Origin of the sequence: Bacillus cereus group sp. BfR-BA-01524 (genome assembly GCF_022662595.1) — a bacterium.
Lineage (GTDB): Bacteria > Bacillota > Bacilli > Bacillales > Bacillaceae_G > Bacillus_A > Bacillus_A thuringiensis_S.
Genome location: NZ_JAKUDW010000001.1, coordinates 108,873 through 124,587 on the forward strand (window position 1 = coordinate 108,873; position 15,715 = coordinate 124,587).

Below are 15,715 nucleotides of genomic sequence, written 5' to 3' on the forward strand. Positions count from 1 at the left end.
AAACTTTATACATATTATAAACGGCATATCCTTTTTCATAAAGGGATATGCCGCTTCTTTTTTATATTAACTGACTTGCTTTTGTTTTTCTTTCTTTTTAGGGCCTGTAAAGAGGCGTTCATTTCCCATAAGTAAAATACAAATAACACTTAGTACAGCCGGGATGAGTGCCCAGAAGAATGTGTTCGCAATAGATGTAGCGAGAGCTTCTTTAATACCAGCTAATATTTCATCAGGAATTTTTGCGGTAGCGTCTGGTGATAATAAGAAGCTTGTGTCTCCACCTTTTGGAGCTAATTTTGCTAGTTCAGGGGGGAACACAGAGTTTAGTTTATCTGTAAAAACATGATTTTGAATTGTACCGAAAATCGTTACACCAAGAGTCATACCGAGTGATCGGAAGAATGAGTTTGTTGATGTCGCCGAACCGCGGTCTCGCATTTCTAACTTGTGAATAGAAGACATACTTAATACTGAGAATGAGAAGCCAACACCAAGCCCAGCGAGAATCATAAATAGTGTTACGAGTAAACGAGGTGTGTCCATTGTTAAAGTACTTAATGAATAAATACCAAGAACGAAGAAGACACCAGATACCATCATAATGTTACGATAGCTTGTTCGAGAAGCTAATTGTCCTCCTGTTTGACTTCCAATTACAGAACCAACCATCATTGGTGTTAAAATTAATCCAGCATTAGAGGCCGAACCTCCAAGAACGCCTTGAATGAAGATTGGAATATAAACTGTACAGATAATAAAAGCAGCACCATAGAAAAAGGCAACTCCTTGACTAGCTGCGAATAAAGGTTTTTTAAATAGATGGAACGAAATAATAGGCTCGGTTGCTTTTCGTTCTACAAAGAAGAAAATAATAAGTGTAATAACTACTGTTGTAAATAAGCCAATAATTACAGTGGAATTCCAGGCATATTCCTTACCACCAAGTTCTAATGCGAACATTAAGCAAACGATACTTATGACAAGTGTAATAGCACCAGCCCAATCAATTTTTTGTTTTCTAAATTCTAGAGACTCACTGTAGTATTTAGTAATGAAGAAAAAGGAGATAAGTCCTAATGGAATATTGATATAGAAGACCCAATGCCAACTTATATAGTCTGTAATATAAGCACCTAATAAAGGACCGAATACACTAGATGTCCCGAAAACAGCACCGAATAGCCCTGTCATCTTTCCGCGTTTTTCTGGTGGGAAGATATCATACATAATTGTAAAGGCGATAGGCATAAGGGCACCACCACCGATACCTTGAATAGCTCTATAAATACTTAATTGCTCAATACTTGAAGCTGTTCCGCAAAGCGCAGAACCGAATAAGAAAAGAATGAGGCCCCCAATATAAAAACGTTTCCGCCCGTACATATCAGAAAGTTTCCCGAAGATAGGCATCCCTGCCATTGTTGCTACCATATAAGCTGATGTGACCCAAACAAACTTATCAAAGCCTCCTAGGTCTCCAACGATTGTTGCCATTGCGGTTGCAACGATTGTATTATCCATTGCCGCCATTAATATACCAAGCAGTAAACCAGCAACAACAAATTTTGTCTTGTTGGCGTCTTTTTTTAATGGTTGAGTTTCCAAATATAACCCTCCTTTAGAAATAAGTAAACTATATTAAGTTTTGAGTGCAGTGGATAAAAAATTTAAATGTATAGTTGATTTTAATTTCTTTTCCATAAGTACACTAATATGCCATAAAGAATATTATAGTCAAATTTGACTATAAGGCAAACTTTTTCTTCCGTCAAAATATTCTTTCGTATGAGTAGAGAAAGAGTGAGACATACTGAATATTGCCATAAACTTAATGAAGGAAATTGTAAAAAAATTTCATTAAGAACACCTTCTGTTAATAGATGAAAAATGGTTTTTTCTTCATATTGTCGAATAAGATAAAAGGAAGAGAAATATTAAACATTGCTTGTAGCAAGCTTTAGTAATTTTGGGAATTCATTGTGTGTATGGTACATCTGAAATGAGGTGAATATATATTATGAAAATATGGGGGCGAATTTCGAATACAGGAAAGTATTCAATACCGCTACAACCAGTATTGTGGATTGACGGATCGAAAAAGGAAAATGAATTTCCTCAAGTAGCCGTTACATTACAAATCGGTAGTATGTATACAGAACAATTTTCGTATGAATTGACCTACGATGTAAACGACATACTTATTATGCGAATTGAAGTGGAAAATAAAGGGGTAGAAATGATTTCGAGAGTTGTTGTAAGTCATATGATTCGAGATTACTTTGCTTATATTCCTAATTCTTTAAAAGTTGATAAGGGGATAAGTGAGTTTTTATTCCAGCTTGTAAGGTGGCGAATTGATGATTTGTTACCGAATGAAAAGGTGGAACTACGTTGTAAAATAAAAGCTAATAAAGATAAAGCTCTTAAACAAGCATTCTTTCAGGCTACATATACATTTCAAGATAAAGAGATATCATATGGTCCACTGCAAACAAATGAAGTTGTTGTGCGTCAATGATAAAAAGGAACCTATACAAAAGGTTCCTTTTTTTAGTGAAGGTTGTGTTTTTTGAGTATTTTCTTTTGTTCGATTCCTTTTTTTCCTACATAGTTATTTTTGTAGCCAAAGTATAGAATAAATAAAAATGAAACAACATTAACAATAGCGTCGATTTGATCGTTTGTAATAAAGTGTATGCCGAAAGAGGTAAATAATAATTTTAATGATAATAGAAAACCAGCTAGTAAACGCATAGAATCTGATAGATTCTCTTTTTGTAGCATATAGATTACTCCTTTCTATAAAAGTTATATATTATATATATGAAATAGAGTAGAAAAGGTATACAAGCTTAAACAGAAATGTACATTGGATATGTACATTTTTTATTTTGTAGAAAAACATTATTGATATAGAAACATATATTGGTATAAAAGGGGGGAGAAGTATGAAACATAAAGGGAAAATTAGTGGGTTATTACTTGGGAATACAGTGGCAGTTACAGAATGGATTGCACTTCAGGATGTAATTGCAAAACTGGATTCACGATCATTTTATACCGTCTTTATTATTTATATATTGCAAATGATACTAAGTTATTATTTTGGACATTGGTACGATAAAAGAGCGAGCAAGCGTATGAATGTGGAAGTAGGAGGAATGGCAAGCAACGATTTTGTTGTTGATTTTTTTGGGAAAGTAGCCGCTTTATCTGAAAGAGATTCCCGTAATATTACAGTGTACATTCTTTCTGTAAAAGAATGGGAAGGATTAAAAGACACGTTGCAAGAAAAAAAATTGGGAGTGTTAGTAAAAAAATTGGAGAGTACCATTGTAAAGACAATCCGGAAGGGAGATGTTGTTACAAAGTGGGATGAAAATAAGTATGTTATTGTAGCAATTGATAATGGTCATGAAACATCAACAATAACAAACAGATTAATGAAAAATATTGAAAGTGAAATAGAAGGTGATTTACTCAGTGTCACTCTTCTATTTGGAGCAGCTAGCTATCCAGTAGAAGGAAAAACATTTGAAGAACTGTTGAGAAAGTCGCAAAATCAATTGTACCAGTATAGAAATTTACAAGAAAATGAGTAAAACTTTGATTTGAAGATATATGATAGGAAGAAGTTTTATTTGTAACATTTTTTTGACTTTTATTACAAAAAAACGCTGCGTTTGTAATAAAAGTCTTTAAAAATATATGAAATAAGCATATAATTATGATGGTAGTGCCAATGCAATTTGCACAATGTGTTTTATTTTAAAAGTGTAGAGGAAAGCAAGCTCTACACTTTTCCTTTTTAGGAAATGAAAAGAATATTTGTAAGTTGTTGCGAGATATCGATTGTACTGTGTAAAATGAACAAAGAGATTATTTGATAGAAAGCTGGAAAGGGAATGATAGACGTGAGAGCGGGACGATCACCTTTTATCAGGTGAACTATTATAGTCTTATTAAGACTGAGGTGAAATTCTGTGGCCATTAAGGGAATACATAGTGTGAACAGGTTTTAAAAAACACGAAGTACTATACTTAAAAATGGATATGGAACTGCTAAATACTTCAAAAAGAATAATGTAATATTAAGTAATAATTTGTACAAACAATATTAATGATCTTCGTAAAAAAGATGCGAGTGTATAGAACAATTACATATTTTATAACTTTTTTATATTACACGATGGTCGTTTATAAGTAGGAGGAAGAGATGTTGAAATATAGTAAATTAGCAATTATAACTGCATTATCAATGACTTTATTAGCCGGTTGTTTTGGACCGAAACCGGAAGAAGAATTATATGTAGCGTTTGAAAATGCTGCTAAACAAGAAAAAACAATGTTTGAAGATGCAAAAAAACTTGAGGATTTAGAGAAAGAAGGACAAGAATTATATAACCAGATTGTGCAAGAGGGAAAAGATAATAATCAAACTGTTAAAGAAAAACTGAATCAAGCAGCAAAGAATACAACTGAACGAGAAAAAGTACTTACAAAAGAAAAAGAGGCTTTAAATAAAGCGCAAGAAGAAGTGAAGTCAGCTGATAAGCATGTGAAAAAAATTGAAGATAATAAGTTGAAAAATCAAGCTGATAAAGTGAAAAGCACTTATGAGAAACGACACGATTCATTTAATAAAATGTATGACAGCTATAATAAATCTTTAAAACAAGAAAAAGAGTTATATACAATGTTACAAGATAAAGGTACTAAATTAAAAGATATTAGTGAAAAAGTAAAAGTAGTAAATCAATCTTATAAGGATATTGAGTCAGAAAAAGATAAATTTAATGAATTCACAAAGTCTTATAATACAGAAAAAGTAGCTTTTTATAAACAAGCAAATATTAAAATTAAAGAAGAGAAAAAATAAAACAGTTTGGCCTACACTTGGCCAAACTGTTTTATTTTTTTGTATAAGTACGACTATACCATGGAACAGGTTCACTTAATTTTTTTTCTTGTTTCAATGCTTCAGGACCAATATAATCTTGAAGTGTTTTTTTTGCTACTGTTAAAGATAAGGTTGTTTTCGGATTTCGATAGGAGGATTCAAGATGACCAAGATGCGGTAGAATTCGAAAATCTTCTTTTGTAGGAGGGATGTGGAAAAAATAATCGCCTAAACGTATAAGGACATCAGATTGTTGTTGGCTAAAACGTGGGTTTCTAGAAAAATGTAATCCTTCTTTAATTGCTTTTTTTTCAGCAATCAAACGTTCTAAAGCTGTCTTTTTTAACCAGTATAAATATTTAGGGTTAGTAGCTGCTTTAGCATGACGATTCACAACGAAAATAGATTGAGCTAGTCGATTAATAGAATGTTGGTTTTGTAATTGAGATTGTGGTTGTGAAGGTTTCATATTGAATCTCCTTTCAATTTTTCATTATTATACCATAAATAAAAGAGGTTTTTATTATATGCAAAAAGTGATTGTATATATTTTCAATATTAAAGCAATATTGTTACAAAAAACAACTATTTTGTATAATAGTAATAGAATATGTTTTTGAAATTTGATAATGAAAGAGTGAGAAGTTTGAAAGAAATATTAAAACAACAGTATGCCATTATAGATATTGGATCTAATACAATGCGTTTAGTTATTTATGAAAAGCAAAATGGAGGTTTTTATAAAGAGATTGAAAATACGAAAGTGGTTGCTAGGTTAAGGAATTACTTAATTGATGGTGTGTTGAATGAAGAGGGAATAAAAGTATTATTACAGACATTAGTGCAATTTCAAGAAAGTACAAGGTTCCATCAGTTGCATCATGTACTTTGTGTTGCAACAGCAACAATTAGACAGTCTGAGAATCAAGAGGAAATTAAAAAGCTTGTTGAAGGACAAACGGACTTTACTCTTAGAGTATTATCAGAATATGAGGAAGCGCGTTACGGATACTTGGCGGTTATGAATTCTACATCGTTTTCAGAAGGAATAACGGTAGATATTGGTGGGGGAAGTACGGAAGTTACATACTTTAGAAATAGAGAGATTTTAGAGTACCATAGTTTTCCTTTTGGGGCACTTTCTTTAAAGCGACAATTTATTAAAGGCGATATTCCTACTACAGATGAGTTAGAGGGAATGCAACAGTATTTAGAGTTTCAATTTCGAACGTTACCATGGTTAATCAATAAGAAATTGCCTCTTATTGCAATTGGTGGTAGTGCGAGGAACTTAGTAAAAATCCATCAAAATTTAATATGTTATCCTATAGCAGGATTACATTTATACAAGATGACAGAAGAGGATATTGAAAATGTAAAAGATGAATTGGAAAAATTGTCGTTCATAGAACTTCAGAAATTGGAAGGCTTGGCAAAAGATCGAGCGGATACGATTATTCCAGCGGTTGAAGTATTTCATACACTTGTTAATGTTATAGAGGCACCGGCATTTGTATTAAGTAGAAAAGGGTTAAGAGAAGGTGTTTTCTATGAAGAGTTGACAAAAGATTTGGGGATTTCATATTATCCGAACGTAGTTGAAGAAAGTTTGCATTTACTATCACACGAATATGAAATGGATATGGAATTTGTTATTCAACTTATTAAACATGGAAGACTAATTTGCAAACAACTTGAGGAAATAGGGCTTATTTCTATGTCAGTAAAAGACTGGGAAGTGTTCCATCAAGCAGCGAAAGTATTTAATATAGGCAAATATATAGACGAAGAAGCGAGCCGTTTACATACGTTTTATTTATTAGCGAATAAGACAATTGATGGCATGATGCATAAAGATCGAGTAAGGCTAGCACTTATTGCATCGTATAAATCAAAAATGTTATTTAAACAACATTTATCTCCATTTGAAGGTTGGTTTGATAAAAGCGAACAAAAAAAAATCCGCCTATTAGGAGCTGTTTTACAATTTTCAGCTACTTTAAATGTAAGGCAACGATCGCTTGTTGATACGATATCTATAACAGAAAATGAAGAAGGATTAACGTTTAAAGCTTTATGTGAACAATCGGCATTAGCGGAAAAAGTGCAAGCTGAAAAACAAAAAAAACAGTTAGAAAGAGTACTAAAAACGAATATTAACTTGTCATTTGAACTAAAACATTAGGTTGTACGGATGTCTTTACAAAAAAATTACATTTTATAATATTGTAATTTGCTAAAATAAAAGTAACTAAATTATAGTAAAAAAGTTTCAAGGGGAAGTGTGAAGAGAATGGAATTATTGAAGGGGAATGCAGTAAATTTAAATGATACAGCTTATTACAATAATCGAGAGCTAAGTTGGTTAGCATTTAATGAACGTGTCTTACAAGAAGCGCAAGATGCAAATAATCCACTGTTGGAAAGATTGAAATTCATTAGTATTTTTAGTTCGAATTTAGATGAGTTTTTTATGGTACGCGTAGCGGGATTAAAGGATCAAGTGAGTGCTGGATTTAACCAACCAGAAAATAAAGCTGGCTTCACACCAAAAAAGCAATTAAATAAAATTGCGATAAAAGCCCATGCACTAATGACAGTACAATATGATACATTTAAAAATTATGTATTGCCAGCGCTTGAATTAGAGGGGATTGAACGTTTAACATTCAATGATTTGACGAAAGAGCAGCGAGAATTTATAGAAGAGTATTTTGATGAGCAAATTTTTCCTGTGTTAACTCCTGTAGCTATTGATGCATATCGTCCATTTCCAATGTTATTAAACAAAAGTTTGAATTTAGCTACTCTTTTATATGATGAGAAGCAAGCGGAAGAAGAAAACAGGACGAAGTTAGGAATTGTACAAGTTCCTTCATTACTTGAGCGCTTCATAATTTTACCGAGCGAAGGGCAAAAGCATAAATTTATTTTATTAGAAGACGTAATTAGTAGCTTTACTCATAAATTATTTACGGGATATACAGTATCATCTGTTACTCGTTTCCGTATTACACGCAATGCCGATTTAACGATTCATGAAGAAGGTGCGAGAGATTTATTAAAGGTAATTGAAAAAGAATTAAAAAAGCGTAAGTGGGGGGCTGCTGTACGTTTAGAAGTTGGGAAAGAACACATTGATGAAAGAGTATTAGCGTTATTATATGAGGTTCTGGAAGTAAAAGATGAAGATGTATATATAATGGATGGTCCATTAGATTTAACATGCTTGTTTTCTTTATATAAAAAACTAGCTCCTTTATATGAACATCTTGTATATCCGGCTCTTATTCCGCAACCGCCTCAAGACTTAGGTGATGAAGAAGATGTATTTGAAAAAGCAATTGAGCATGATATTTTATTACATCATCCTTTTGAATCATTTCAGCCGGTAGTTGATTTTGTCCGTGATGCGGCAGACGATCCGAATGTACTTGCGATTAAACAAACGTTATATCGAGTAAGTGGTGATTCACCGATTATTCAGGCGTTAAAGATAGCGGCTGAAAAAGGAAAACAAGTGACGGTATTAGTTGAATTAAAGGCAAGATTTGATGAAGAAAACAATGTTCATTGGGCTAAAGAATTGGAACAGGCAGGCTGTCATGTTATTTACGGTGTAAGTCACTTGAAAACACATAGTAAAATTACGTTAGTTGTAAGAAGAAAAAACGGAAAAATTGAAAGGTTCGTACATCTCGGAACTGGAAACTATAATGATGCAACAGCGAAGTTATATACTGATTTTGGATATATTACATCAAGAAAAGACTTTGGGGTCGATGCAACCAATTTCTTTAATTATTTAAGTGGTTATACAACAAAGCCACATTTTCATCATTTATCGGTTGCTCCATTTGATATAAGAGAGCAATTTATGGATTTAATAGATGAAGAAATCCGTTATCATAGGCAATATGGAAATGGATACATTATCGCTAAGATGAATTCATTAACAGATAAACCATTAATTAAAAAAATGTACGAAGCATCACAAGCTGGAGTAAAGGTAGAGCTCATTGTTCGAGGAACATGTTGTCTAAGACCTGGTATTCCAAATGTAAGTGAAAATATTCGTGTAGTTAGTGTTGTTGGAAGATATTTAGAACATAGCCGTATTTATTATTTCCATCATAATGGCGAGGAGAAAATATATTTATCTTCAGCTGATTGGATGACGCGAAATATGGAGAAGCGAGTGGAAATATCTTTCCCGATATTAGATATTGAAATGAAGGCACGAATTAAGGCGATTTTACAGCTTACATTAGCTGATAATGTGAAAACACGTGAACAAAATAAAGATGGTGATTACTATTATGTTATTAATGGTAGTACAGAAGAAATTGATAGCCAAGTGAAGTTGTTTAAGATGGCGTATCAAAATACAGACGCTGAATAATGAAAAATGGAAAATGAAAAAAGTAAAAACCTCTTATGTCCATAAGAGGTTTTTACTTTTTTCTACTCATATGCTCCCAAAATGGAAGGATGAGTAGAAACAATAGTTTTATTATAAGCGTGTAATGAGGTGGCTCGTTGAGAGAATAATATTTGAAAGAATAGTTATTTTAACTTAGTAATAGTATGGTTGTTGACATGGTCCACCGTAACAAGGATAAGGTGCTGGCGGCGGGAAAGGTGGTGGATAAGGTGGGTAAAATGGTCGCGGGCCGAAAGCTAATGCTCCGCCGAGTAATCCACCAGCAATTCCAGCTAGAAAGGGAACGCCAAAAAACGGGAAGAAGCGTGAATCGCCTACTGGACCAATAGGTGCTGAACGGACTGGGATTGGTTGATAATATGGATACATGAACATACCTCCTTTATTGGACTCACTTTCATCATATGGTAAATGAAACGTGGATGAGCGCGTACAAGAAAGGATATGCAAGAAAATAGGCGAATTATTACGAATGTTGGAGTATAAAAAGTGTAATTTCAGGTTTTGACATAAAACGGAATGGGACACGTGTTCTTCCCAAGCCTCGATTGACATAGAGAGTTAAATCCTGAATTGTATAGAAGCCTTCAATATAGTCTTTGGCGAGTGATGGTGTAATAATAGCTCCTAAAAAAGGAATTTGTACTTGTCCGCCGTGGCTATGACCAGAAAGTTGCAAGTTGATTGGATATTTGGAAACTTGGGGCGCGATATCTGGTTCGTGAACAAGAACAATGTTATAAGTATTTTGCCGTGCATGCTCTAATGTTTTCTCTATTTTTGGTTTGCCTAGTAGTATATCATCGAGACCGAAAATAGAAATTTCACTATTATCCATTAGATGAATTCTTTTTTCACTATTTAGCAATAGTTCAAATCCAGATTCACGCATGATGTGCTCATAGTATTCCGTTCCATATCCACCGTGATCATGGTTCCCATAAATAGCGAATTTCCCGAAGGGGGCTTGTATATTTTTTAAAATGGATGCAACGAAAGGGGTGTCAGTATACGTTTGGTAATTATCAATGAGATCTCCAGTAAAAAGGACAATATCTGGATTTACAGCATTAATTTTAGAAACAACTTGAGATAAATGTTGAAGCGAGAAATAGTATCCGAGATGTAAATCGCTGAATTGAAGAATTTTCATACCATGAAAACTTTTTGGGATGAGTTGTGATTTTAATGTGTGCTGTGTAAAAGAAATGAAATGGGGCTCTATATATTTAGCATAGTAGTATCCGATGCTACTGGTTATAAATGAATAGAGACAAGTACGCATACCAATTTTTAAAAAATCTCTTCTTGTAATGTGCTTCATAAAAATATGAGTATACCTCAATGTTTTTATTCCATTTATAGGATACTCAAATCTCCTTTCAGTTTATTTAAAATATATTTTACATAACAAAAAATTAGTATAGATTACGAAAAAAATGAATGAAAGAAAGTTCTTTATGTTAAAATATCAGAAAAATTTAAAAATATAAAGATTTCTATTAAATAAAGTGATAAAATGAATGTGTATTCATTTTTTGGAGGGGATGTATGTGAAAGAAAAGGTAGTTATTATAACAGGTGGATCGAGTGGAATGGGAAAAGGAATGGCAACTCGTTTTGCAAAAGAAGGGGCACGAGTTGTTATTACAGGACGTACAAAGGAAAAACTAGAGGAAACAAAGTTGGAAATTGAACAATTTCCAGGGCAAGTATTACCTGTACAAATGGATGTAAGAAATACAGATGACATTCAGAAAATGATTGAACAGATTGATGAGAAGTTTGGTCGAATTGATGTTTTAATAAATAATGCAGCTGGCAACTTTATTTGTCCAGCAGAAGATTTATCTGTGAATGGCTGGAATTCAGTCATTAATATTGTGTTAAACGGTACATTTTATTGTAGCCATGCTGTCGGAAAATATTGGATTGAAAAAGGTATAAAAGGGAATATCATTAACATGGTAGCAACGTATGCATGGGATGCAGGGCCAGGAGTGATTCATTCGGCTGCAGCGAAGGCAGGAGTATTAGCGATGACGAAGACGCTCGCTGTTGAGTGGGGACGTAAATATGGAATACGAGTTAACGCTATTGCGCCAGGACCAATTGAACGTACGGGCGGTGCTGATAAATTATGGATTTCAGAAGAAATGGCTAAGCGTACGATACAAAGTGTTCCGCTTGGAAGGTTGGGTACGCCAGAAGAAATCGCTGGTCTAGCTTATTATTTATGCTCAGATGAAGCTGCGTACATAAATGGAACTTGCATGACAATGGATGGAGGACAACATTTACATCAATATCCATTTTAAAAGGGATAAAAAAATGAATGTTTGATTCATTTTTTTATGATTAAATGTGACAGAATTGTTACATGTGAAAGAAAAGTGTTTACAAGAGGTCATATATACGTTATATTTAAGACCTCTTTTTTCTTCATAGTAGAATTGCTAATTCCCCTTAGCATTTTACCCCTCTAATCCCTTCAGGAAAACTGAAGGGATTTTTTATTATTTTTCCGTAAATATCATGTTATAATTTTTGAAAAGTAAAGGGAGGGAAGCACGTTGATAGATGCATTAGATGTAATGAGTAACTTGGATAAAGTCCTTCCTTATTATCAAGCTATTTTTAGTGCTGATGAGCATACTGTAATTGGATATGAAGTAGTAGGACGTATTCAAACAGAAGAGGGCATACAAAGTTTAGCTTCTTTCTTTCACGATGATTCGATTCCAAGTGAATTTCAACTGGAAGCGGATAACATTATAGTAGAAAAAGCTTTAAATCGTTATTTAGAAAGCGATCAAAAATTATTATTATTTATACATCGAAATGCTAATGTATTAATGAATGATGATGATGAAAGCTTGCTTCAACTTTTATTGAGGTATGAAGAACAAGGTTTAAATTTAAAACAAATTGTTTTAGAGATTACAGAGCATGAATGTAAAGAAGATATAGAGCAATTTAATCATTTGCTTATGTATTATCGTACATATGGTATTCAAATTTCGATTAATAAAGTCGGAACGGGCACAAGTAATTTAGAGCGTATTAGCGTGTTAGCACCTGATATTTTAAAAGTAGATTTAACGAACTTAAGGCAAACAGCACTTTTACAATCTTATCAAGATATTTTATATTCTTTATCATTACTTGCTAGAAGAATTGGTGCAACCTTGTTATATGAAGAAATAGATGCTTTTTATCAACTGCAATATGCTTGGAAAAACGGTGGAAGATATTATCAAGGTAATTATTTGAAAGAATGTTTACCTGATTTTATTGAAACGAATGTTTTGAAAGAGCGACTTGGTAATGAATGTCATCAGTTTATTCAGCATGAAAAGAAGAAGTTACAAAAAATTTATAATTTAACAGAGATGTTACGCGATCGAATTGGCGATGTTTTATCAAAACAAAAAAAGAATGAAGATATAAATAATTGGTTATTACAATTTAGTCAAAGTGTATCACAGTGTAGTTTTCGTATATTTATTTGTAATGAAGATGGTTTCCAACAATCAGGAAATGTTATGAAAAAAGATGGAGAATGGATTGTGATGCCGGATTATTATATGAAGAACTGGAGTTGGCGCCCGTATTTTCTCGAGAATATCATGAAAATGCGTTTTGAGAATAAGGCGAGGCTTTCAGATTTATATGCAGATATCGAAACGGGTGAAATGGTACGAACATTTTCTTTCCCGATTGATGATGACAACTTTTTATTTATAGATTTATCTTATGAATATTTATATGAAGAAGATGTTTTATTTTAATGCACGAAGAGATTCGTGCATTTTTTGTTTGTTTTTATCATAAATTGGTAATAGTGAAAATGGTGATGAAAATGCTGTCTATCGTTGTAAAGATTTTACGAACGAAATCTGTCCTTTCTTTGCATAATCATTGTTACAATGAATACTACAAAGACAAGTTCTTTTAAAAGGAAGGTGAAAAAATGAGGAAATATGGAATATGGCTTGTTCTATTTGTATGTGTTGCCTTTCTAGTTGGTTATAGTGTTACGACTGTTTTAGGGAAAGAGGAAGTGGAAGTTGATCGGAAAGAAGTATTTACAACGATACAAAAAGGCTATGAAACCCAATTTTCAATTCGTGGGAAGCATTTGCCGATGAATAAGATGATAGAGACGTTATCACCGTATTTTACAGATAATTTCCTTCAAGTATTTACAGATGAAAATAGCAGAAGTGATAAACAAAGTGGTGAATATTTACTTCCGGCAAAAGAAGCACCGTTTTCTTTTAATTCAGAAACGAAAATGTCGTATGATGAAGAACATAAAAATTTATATGTATATGAGCGGACAAAAAGTGGGCAATATCAAATTGTAACATTAAAAAGGGATCAAGATAAATGGAAGTTAGCAGGATATCATGAAAGTCAGGAACTTTTAACTGAAATAAAAAGGTTGCAACAATTATAAAGTGAAACTTTTAATTAGTGGGAGGGAGTACTCTCTCATGTAACTTTTTGACTTTAGCTAAATTTTGGGTGGGAGTTTTACTACCTACAAATAGCGGGATAAGAATAGGAATAGGTATTTACCTATTCCTATTCTATATTGAGTAGTTGTTGTAACTTTTCAATTTGAAAACCTGCAACTACTTCGCCATCAATTACGACTGTTGGAGTTGAATAGGAATCATAGTCGTATAAAAGACGATTGCGAGCAGCAGCGTCTTTTTTTACGTCAAATTCTTCATATGCAACGTTATTATGCTTCAAAAATTCTTTCACAATAACACATGGCGGACAATCGGGTTGTGTATAAACCTCAATTTTTTTCATTGTAATTCCTCCTTTTTTCTGTTTTTTATTATATTCTTCCAGTATAAAAACCGCAATAAAGAAGGGGAAATATGTTCTTTCTGTTTTTTCCTTCGCATTTCGACAAATTTTTAGTTGAGTTTCTGGTCAATAACCTTTATCCTAGAGTGTGGAACATTTTTTCTGTTATGACGGATAGAATGAGTATAGCTGTAAAACCTATTGGTAGGAAGATCAGAGAAAGGAGAGATTTCATGTCTCTACTCCAAGGAATTTTAACTCGACTTGTTAGTCTACAAGAACAAGCTGAAAGCGGTGAAGTAGCACAACGCTATTTTGAAGTGAACGGTGAGCGCAAATGTAGCGTGAAATTTTTCGATAAAAGTGAAATGTATGAGTTAGAAGTGTATCAACAAGGTGAAAAACCTCAAGTGTACCAATTCGATAATATCGACATGGTTGCAATTGAGATTTACGATATCATTTCTTGATACATATAAAAAAGGTACTGCCATATGGCAGTACCTTTTTTAGTTCTATTACTTTCTAGCGTAATGTATAGAAGTTTTTTATTTTTCCTACAATGGTATTAAAATGAAAATTAATCCGTGCAAGTTTGCCTATCCATGTGGATAAGTAGTCCCGCCAACCGGGTGAATATGTGAAGCTAAACTTCTCACAATTGCTGGGTTCTGCAAATAGCGGGAGAAATATAACTAGGAGGTTATCGTATGGAACGTTTACCAGTTGTGATTTGTCCTAATTGTCAAAGTGCTGCTGAGATTATTCATGTATTAACGGCTCAATCTAATCAAAATGTAATTTATACGTGCCAAGTTTGTCACTTTGTAATTCGAAATATTGAAACGAATAAAGGATAGGAAGTTATAATTTTAGTTTTTGTCCCATACAATGAGAATACGAAAAGTCTGTCTAATTGAAAGGACGTGACTCTGTGGACGGTGCACATAAATTTTACAATGTTTCAGAGAGACATTTAAATTTTGATATGGTCTTTAACCGTATTTGTAGTTTCATTGAAAAGGATCCACGAAATTTATATCGATTATCCATTGGGACAGACTCGCAAGCACATCAAAAGGATACGAGGTTTATTACAGCAATCCATATTCATCGTGTTGGAAAAGGCGCTTGGGGGTGTTTACACCATAGATCAGTAAAAGATAAGCCAGCAACTTTACGTGAGAAAATATATTTAGAAACGCAGTTTAGTCAAGAAATCGCATGTCTATTTACGCCTACTCATATACAAACAATATGGGAGTTATTGCATCCTTATGCTCAAGATGGGGCTGGATTCATAATGGAAATTCATTTAGACATTGGGAATGATGGTTTAACAAAAGAATTTATTTTAGATATGACAGAAAAAATTCGAGCGATGGGATTAACTGCAAAAATTAAGCCGGATGCTTATGCGGCGTTTAGCTATGCAAATCGATATACGAAATGATTTTTTGTATGTTTACGATTGTTACATATCTTTTAGTAAAAACTGAATATTACATCTATTAAATGAGTTAAATTTTTTATATAATAAG

The 15,715-nt window shown here is 33.1% G+C and carries 17 protein-coding genes; 11 read left to right on the top strand and 6 right to left on the bottom strand.

Annotated elements, in window-relative coordinates:
- Positions 1–66: 66 nt before the first annotated feature.
- On the bottom strand, positions 67–1,608 hold the full coding sequence (locus tag MR170_RS00630) for an MDR family MFS transporter (protein ID WP_029443156.1): 1,542 nt from the start codon (positions 1,606–1,608) through the stop codon (positions 67–69).
- Between the two features lie 412 nt (positions 1,609–2,020).
- On the opposite strand from MR170_RS00630, the gene MR170_RS00635 reads away from it, so the two are divergent.
- Entirely contained in the window at positions 2,021–2,521 is a 501-nt protein-coding gene (locus MR170_RS00635; RefSeq protein ID WP_016080436.1) for a hypothetical protein, read from the top strand.
- A gap of 32 nt (positions 2,522–2,553) precedes the next feature.
- Here MR170_RS00635 and MR170_RS00640 read toward each other — a convergent pair whose 3' ends face one another.
- Positions 2,554–2,787 (bottom strand): SPP1 phage holin family protein, encoded by a 234-nt coding sequence (locus MR170_RS00640; protein WP_016080437.1) that lies wholly within the window; start codon positions 2,785–2,787, stop codon positions 2,554–2,556.
- A 164-nt stretch (positions 2,788–2,951) separates the two neighbouring features.
- Here MR170_RS00640 and MR170_RS00645 point away from each other — a divergent pair, with 164 nt between their 5' ends.
- A complete protein-coding gene (locus MR170_RS00645; protein ID WP_016080438.1) occupies positions 2,952–3,605 on the top strand; it encodes a diguanylate cyclase domain-containing protein in 654 nt (217 codons plus the stop codon).
- A 614-nt stretch (positions 3,606–4,219) separates the two neighbouring features.
- Complete coding sequence (locus tag MR170_RS00650) at positions 4,220–4,882, top strand: YkyA family protein (RefSeq protein ID WP_242306760.1); 663 nt, start codon at positions 4,220–4,222, stop codon at positions 4,880–4,882.
- 31 nt (positions 4,883–4,913) lie between these two features.
- Here the strand turns inward: MR170_RS00650 and MR170_RS00655 are convergent, their stop codons facing one another.
- Positions 4,914–5,372, bottom strand: a complete 459-nt coding sequence (locus MR170_RS00655) for a YkyB family protein (RefSeq protein WP_000804864.1) — start codon at positions 5,370–5,372, stop codon at positions 4,914–4,916.
- Between the two features lie 141 nt (positions 5,373–5,513).
- On the opposite strand from MR170_RS00655, the gene MR170_RS00660 reads away from it, so the two are divergent.
- Together MR170_RS00660 and MR170_RS00665 are read left to right on the top strand one after the other, a co-directional pair.
- Positions 5,514–7,088 carry a Ppx/GppA family phosphatase gene (locus tag MR170_RS00660; RefSeq protein WP_242306761.1) on the top strand — a complete coding sequence of 525 codons (1,575 nt, stop codon included), beginning with the start codon at positions 5,514–5,516 and terminating at the stop codon, positions 7,086–7,088.
- Between the two features lie 108 nt (positions 7,089–7,196).
- Complete coding sequence (locus MR170_RS00665) at positions 7,197–9,305, top strand: polyphosphate kinase (protein WP_016080441.1); 2,109 nt, start codon at positions 7,197–7,199, stop codon at positions 9,303–9,305.
- Between the two features lie 174 nt (positions 9,306–9,479).
- Here MR170_RS00665 and MR170_RS00670 read toward each other — a convergent pair whose 3' ends face one another.
- Both MR170_RS00670 and MR170_RS00675 read right to left on the bottom strand, forming a co-directional pair.
- Entirely contained in the window at positions 9,480–9,716 is a 237-nt protein-coding gene (locus MR170_RS00670) for a hypothetical protein (protein ID WP_000283738.1), read from the bottom strand.
- Between the two features lie 97 nt (positions 9,717–9,813).
- Positions 9,814–10,671: a metallophosphoesterase gene (locus tag MR170_RS00675; protein WP_029443153.1), complete on the bottom strand. Its 858-nt coding sequence runs from the start codon at positions 10,669–10,671 to the stop codon at positions 9,814–9,816.
- A gap of 229 nt (positions 10,672–10,900) precedes the next feature.
- On the opposite strand from MR170_RS00675, the gene fadH reads away from it, so the two are divergent.
- The 3 genes from fadH to MR170_RS00690 all read left to right on the top strand — a co-directional run bounded on the left by fadH (position 10,901) and on the right by MR170_RS00690 (position 13,809).
- Positions 10,901–11,665: a 2,4-dienoyl-CoA reductase gene (gene fadH, locus MR170_RS00680; protein WP_000660913.1), complete on the top strand. Its 765-nt coding sequence runs from the start codon at positions 10,901–10,903 to the stop codon at positions 11,663–11,665.
- A gap of 255 nt (positions 11,666–11,920) precedes the next feature.
- Positions 11,921–13,138, top strand: coding sequence for an EAL domain-containing protein (locus tag MR170_RS00685; protein ID WP_016080443.1), 1,218 nt, complete (start codon positions 11,921–11,923; stop codon positions 13,136–13,138).
- Between the two features lie 182 nt (positions 13,139–13,320).
- Positions 13,321–13,809, top strand: coding sequence for a DUF3993 domain-containing protein (locus MR170_RS00690; RefSeq protein ID WP_001233804.1), 489 nt, complete (start codon positions 13,321–13,323; stop codon positions 13,807–13,809).
- Positions 13,810–13,937: 128 nt separating this feature from the next.
- Here MR170_RS00690 and MR170_RS00695 read toward each other — a convergent pair whose 3' ends face one another.
- A complete protein-coding gene (locus tag MR170_RS00695) occupies positions 13,938–14,174 on the bottom strand; it encodes a glutaredoxin family protein (protein ID WP_000717875.1) in 237 nt (78 codons plus the stop codon).
- 233 nt (positions 14,175–14,407) lie between these two features.
- On the opposite strand from MR170_RS00695, the gene MR170_RS00700 reads away from it, so the two are divergent.
- The 3 genes from MR170_RS00700 (at position 14,408) to MR170_RS00710 (ending at position 15,627) form a co-directional block, all read left to right on the top strand.
- Positions 14,408–14,644, top strand: a complete 237-nt coding sequence (locus MR170_RS00700) for a YkuJ family protein (RefSeq protein WP_000055151.1) — start codon at positions 14,408–14,410, stop codon at positions 14,642–14,644.
- Between the two features lie 240 nt (positions 14,645–14,884).
- Positions 14,885–15,034, top strand: coding sequence for a hypothetical protein (locus tag MR170_RS00705; RefSeq protein WP_242306762.1), 150 nt, complete (start codon positions 14,885–14,887; stop codon positions 15,032–15,034).
- Between the two features lie 74 nt (positions 15,035–15,108).
- Entirely contained in the window at positions 15,109–15,627 is a 519-nt protein-coding gene (locus tag MR170_RS00710) for a ribonuclease H-like YkuK family protein (RefSeq protein WP_000348489.1), read from the top strand.
- Positions 15,628–15,715 lie beyond the last annotated feature (88 nt).

Coding starts and splice junctions, on each gene's coding strand:
- MR170_RS00660 (WP_242306761.1), top strand. CDS start 5,514: ATGTTTTTGAAATTTGATAATGAAAGAGTGAGAAGTTTGAAAGAAATA.
- MR170_RS00670 (WP_000283738.1), bottom strand. CDS start 9,716: ATGTATCCATATTATCAACCAATCCCAGTCCGTTCAGCACCTATTGGT.
- MR170_RS00635 (WP_016080436.1), top strand. CDS start 2,021: ATGAAAATATGGGGGCGAATTTCGAATACAGGAAAGTATTCAATACCG.
- MR170_RS00650 (WP_242306760.1), top strand. CDS start 4,220: ATGTTGAAATATAGTAAATTAGCAATTATAACTGCATTATCAATGACT.
- MR170_RS00645 (WP_016080438.1), top strand. CDS start 2,952: ATGAAACATAAAGGGAAAATTAGTGGGTTATTACTTGGGAATACAGTG.
- MR170_RS00690 (WP_001233804.1), top strand. CDS start 13,321: ATGAGGAAATATGGAATATGGCTTGTTCTATTTGTATGTGTTGCCTTT.
- MR170_RS00675 (WP_029443153.1), bottom strand. CDS start 10,671: ATGAAGCACATTACAAGAAGAGATTTTTTAAAAATTGGTATGCGTACT.
- MR170_RS00665 (WP_016080441.1), top strand. CDS start 7,197: ATGGAATTATTGAAGGGGAATGCAGTAAATTTAAATGATACAGCTTAT.
- MR170_RS00695 (WP_000717875.1), bottom strand. CDS start 14,174: ATGAAAAAAATTGAGGTTTATACACAACCCGATTGTCCGCCATGTGTT.
- MR170_RS00705 (WP_242306762.1), top strand. CDS start 14,885: ATGGAACGTTTACCAGTTGTGATTTGTCCTAATTGTCAAAGTGCTGCT.
- MR170_RS00640 (WP_016080437.1), bottom strand. CDS start 2,787: ATGCTACAAAAAGAGAATCTATCAGATTCTATGCGTTTACTAGCTGGT.
- MR170_RS00655 (WP_000804864.1), bottom strand. CDS start 5,372: ATGAAACCTTCACAACCACAATCTCAATTACAAAACCAACATTCTATT.
- MR170_RS00700 (WP_000055151.1), top strand. CDS start 14,408: ATGTCTCTACTCCAAGGAATTTTAACTCGACTTGTTAGTCTACAAGAA.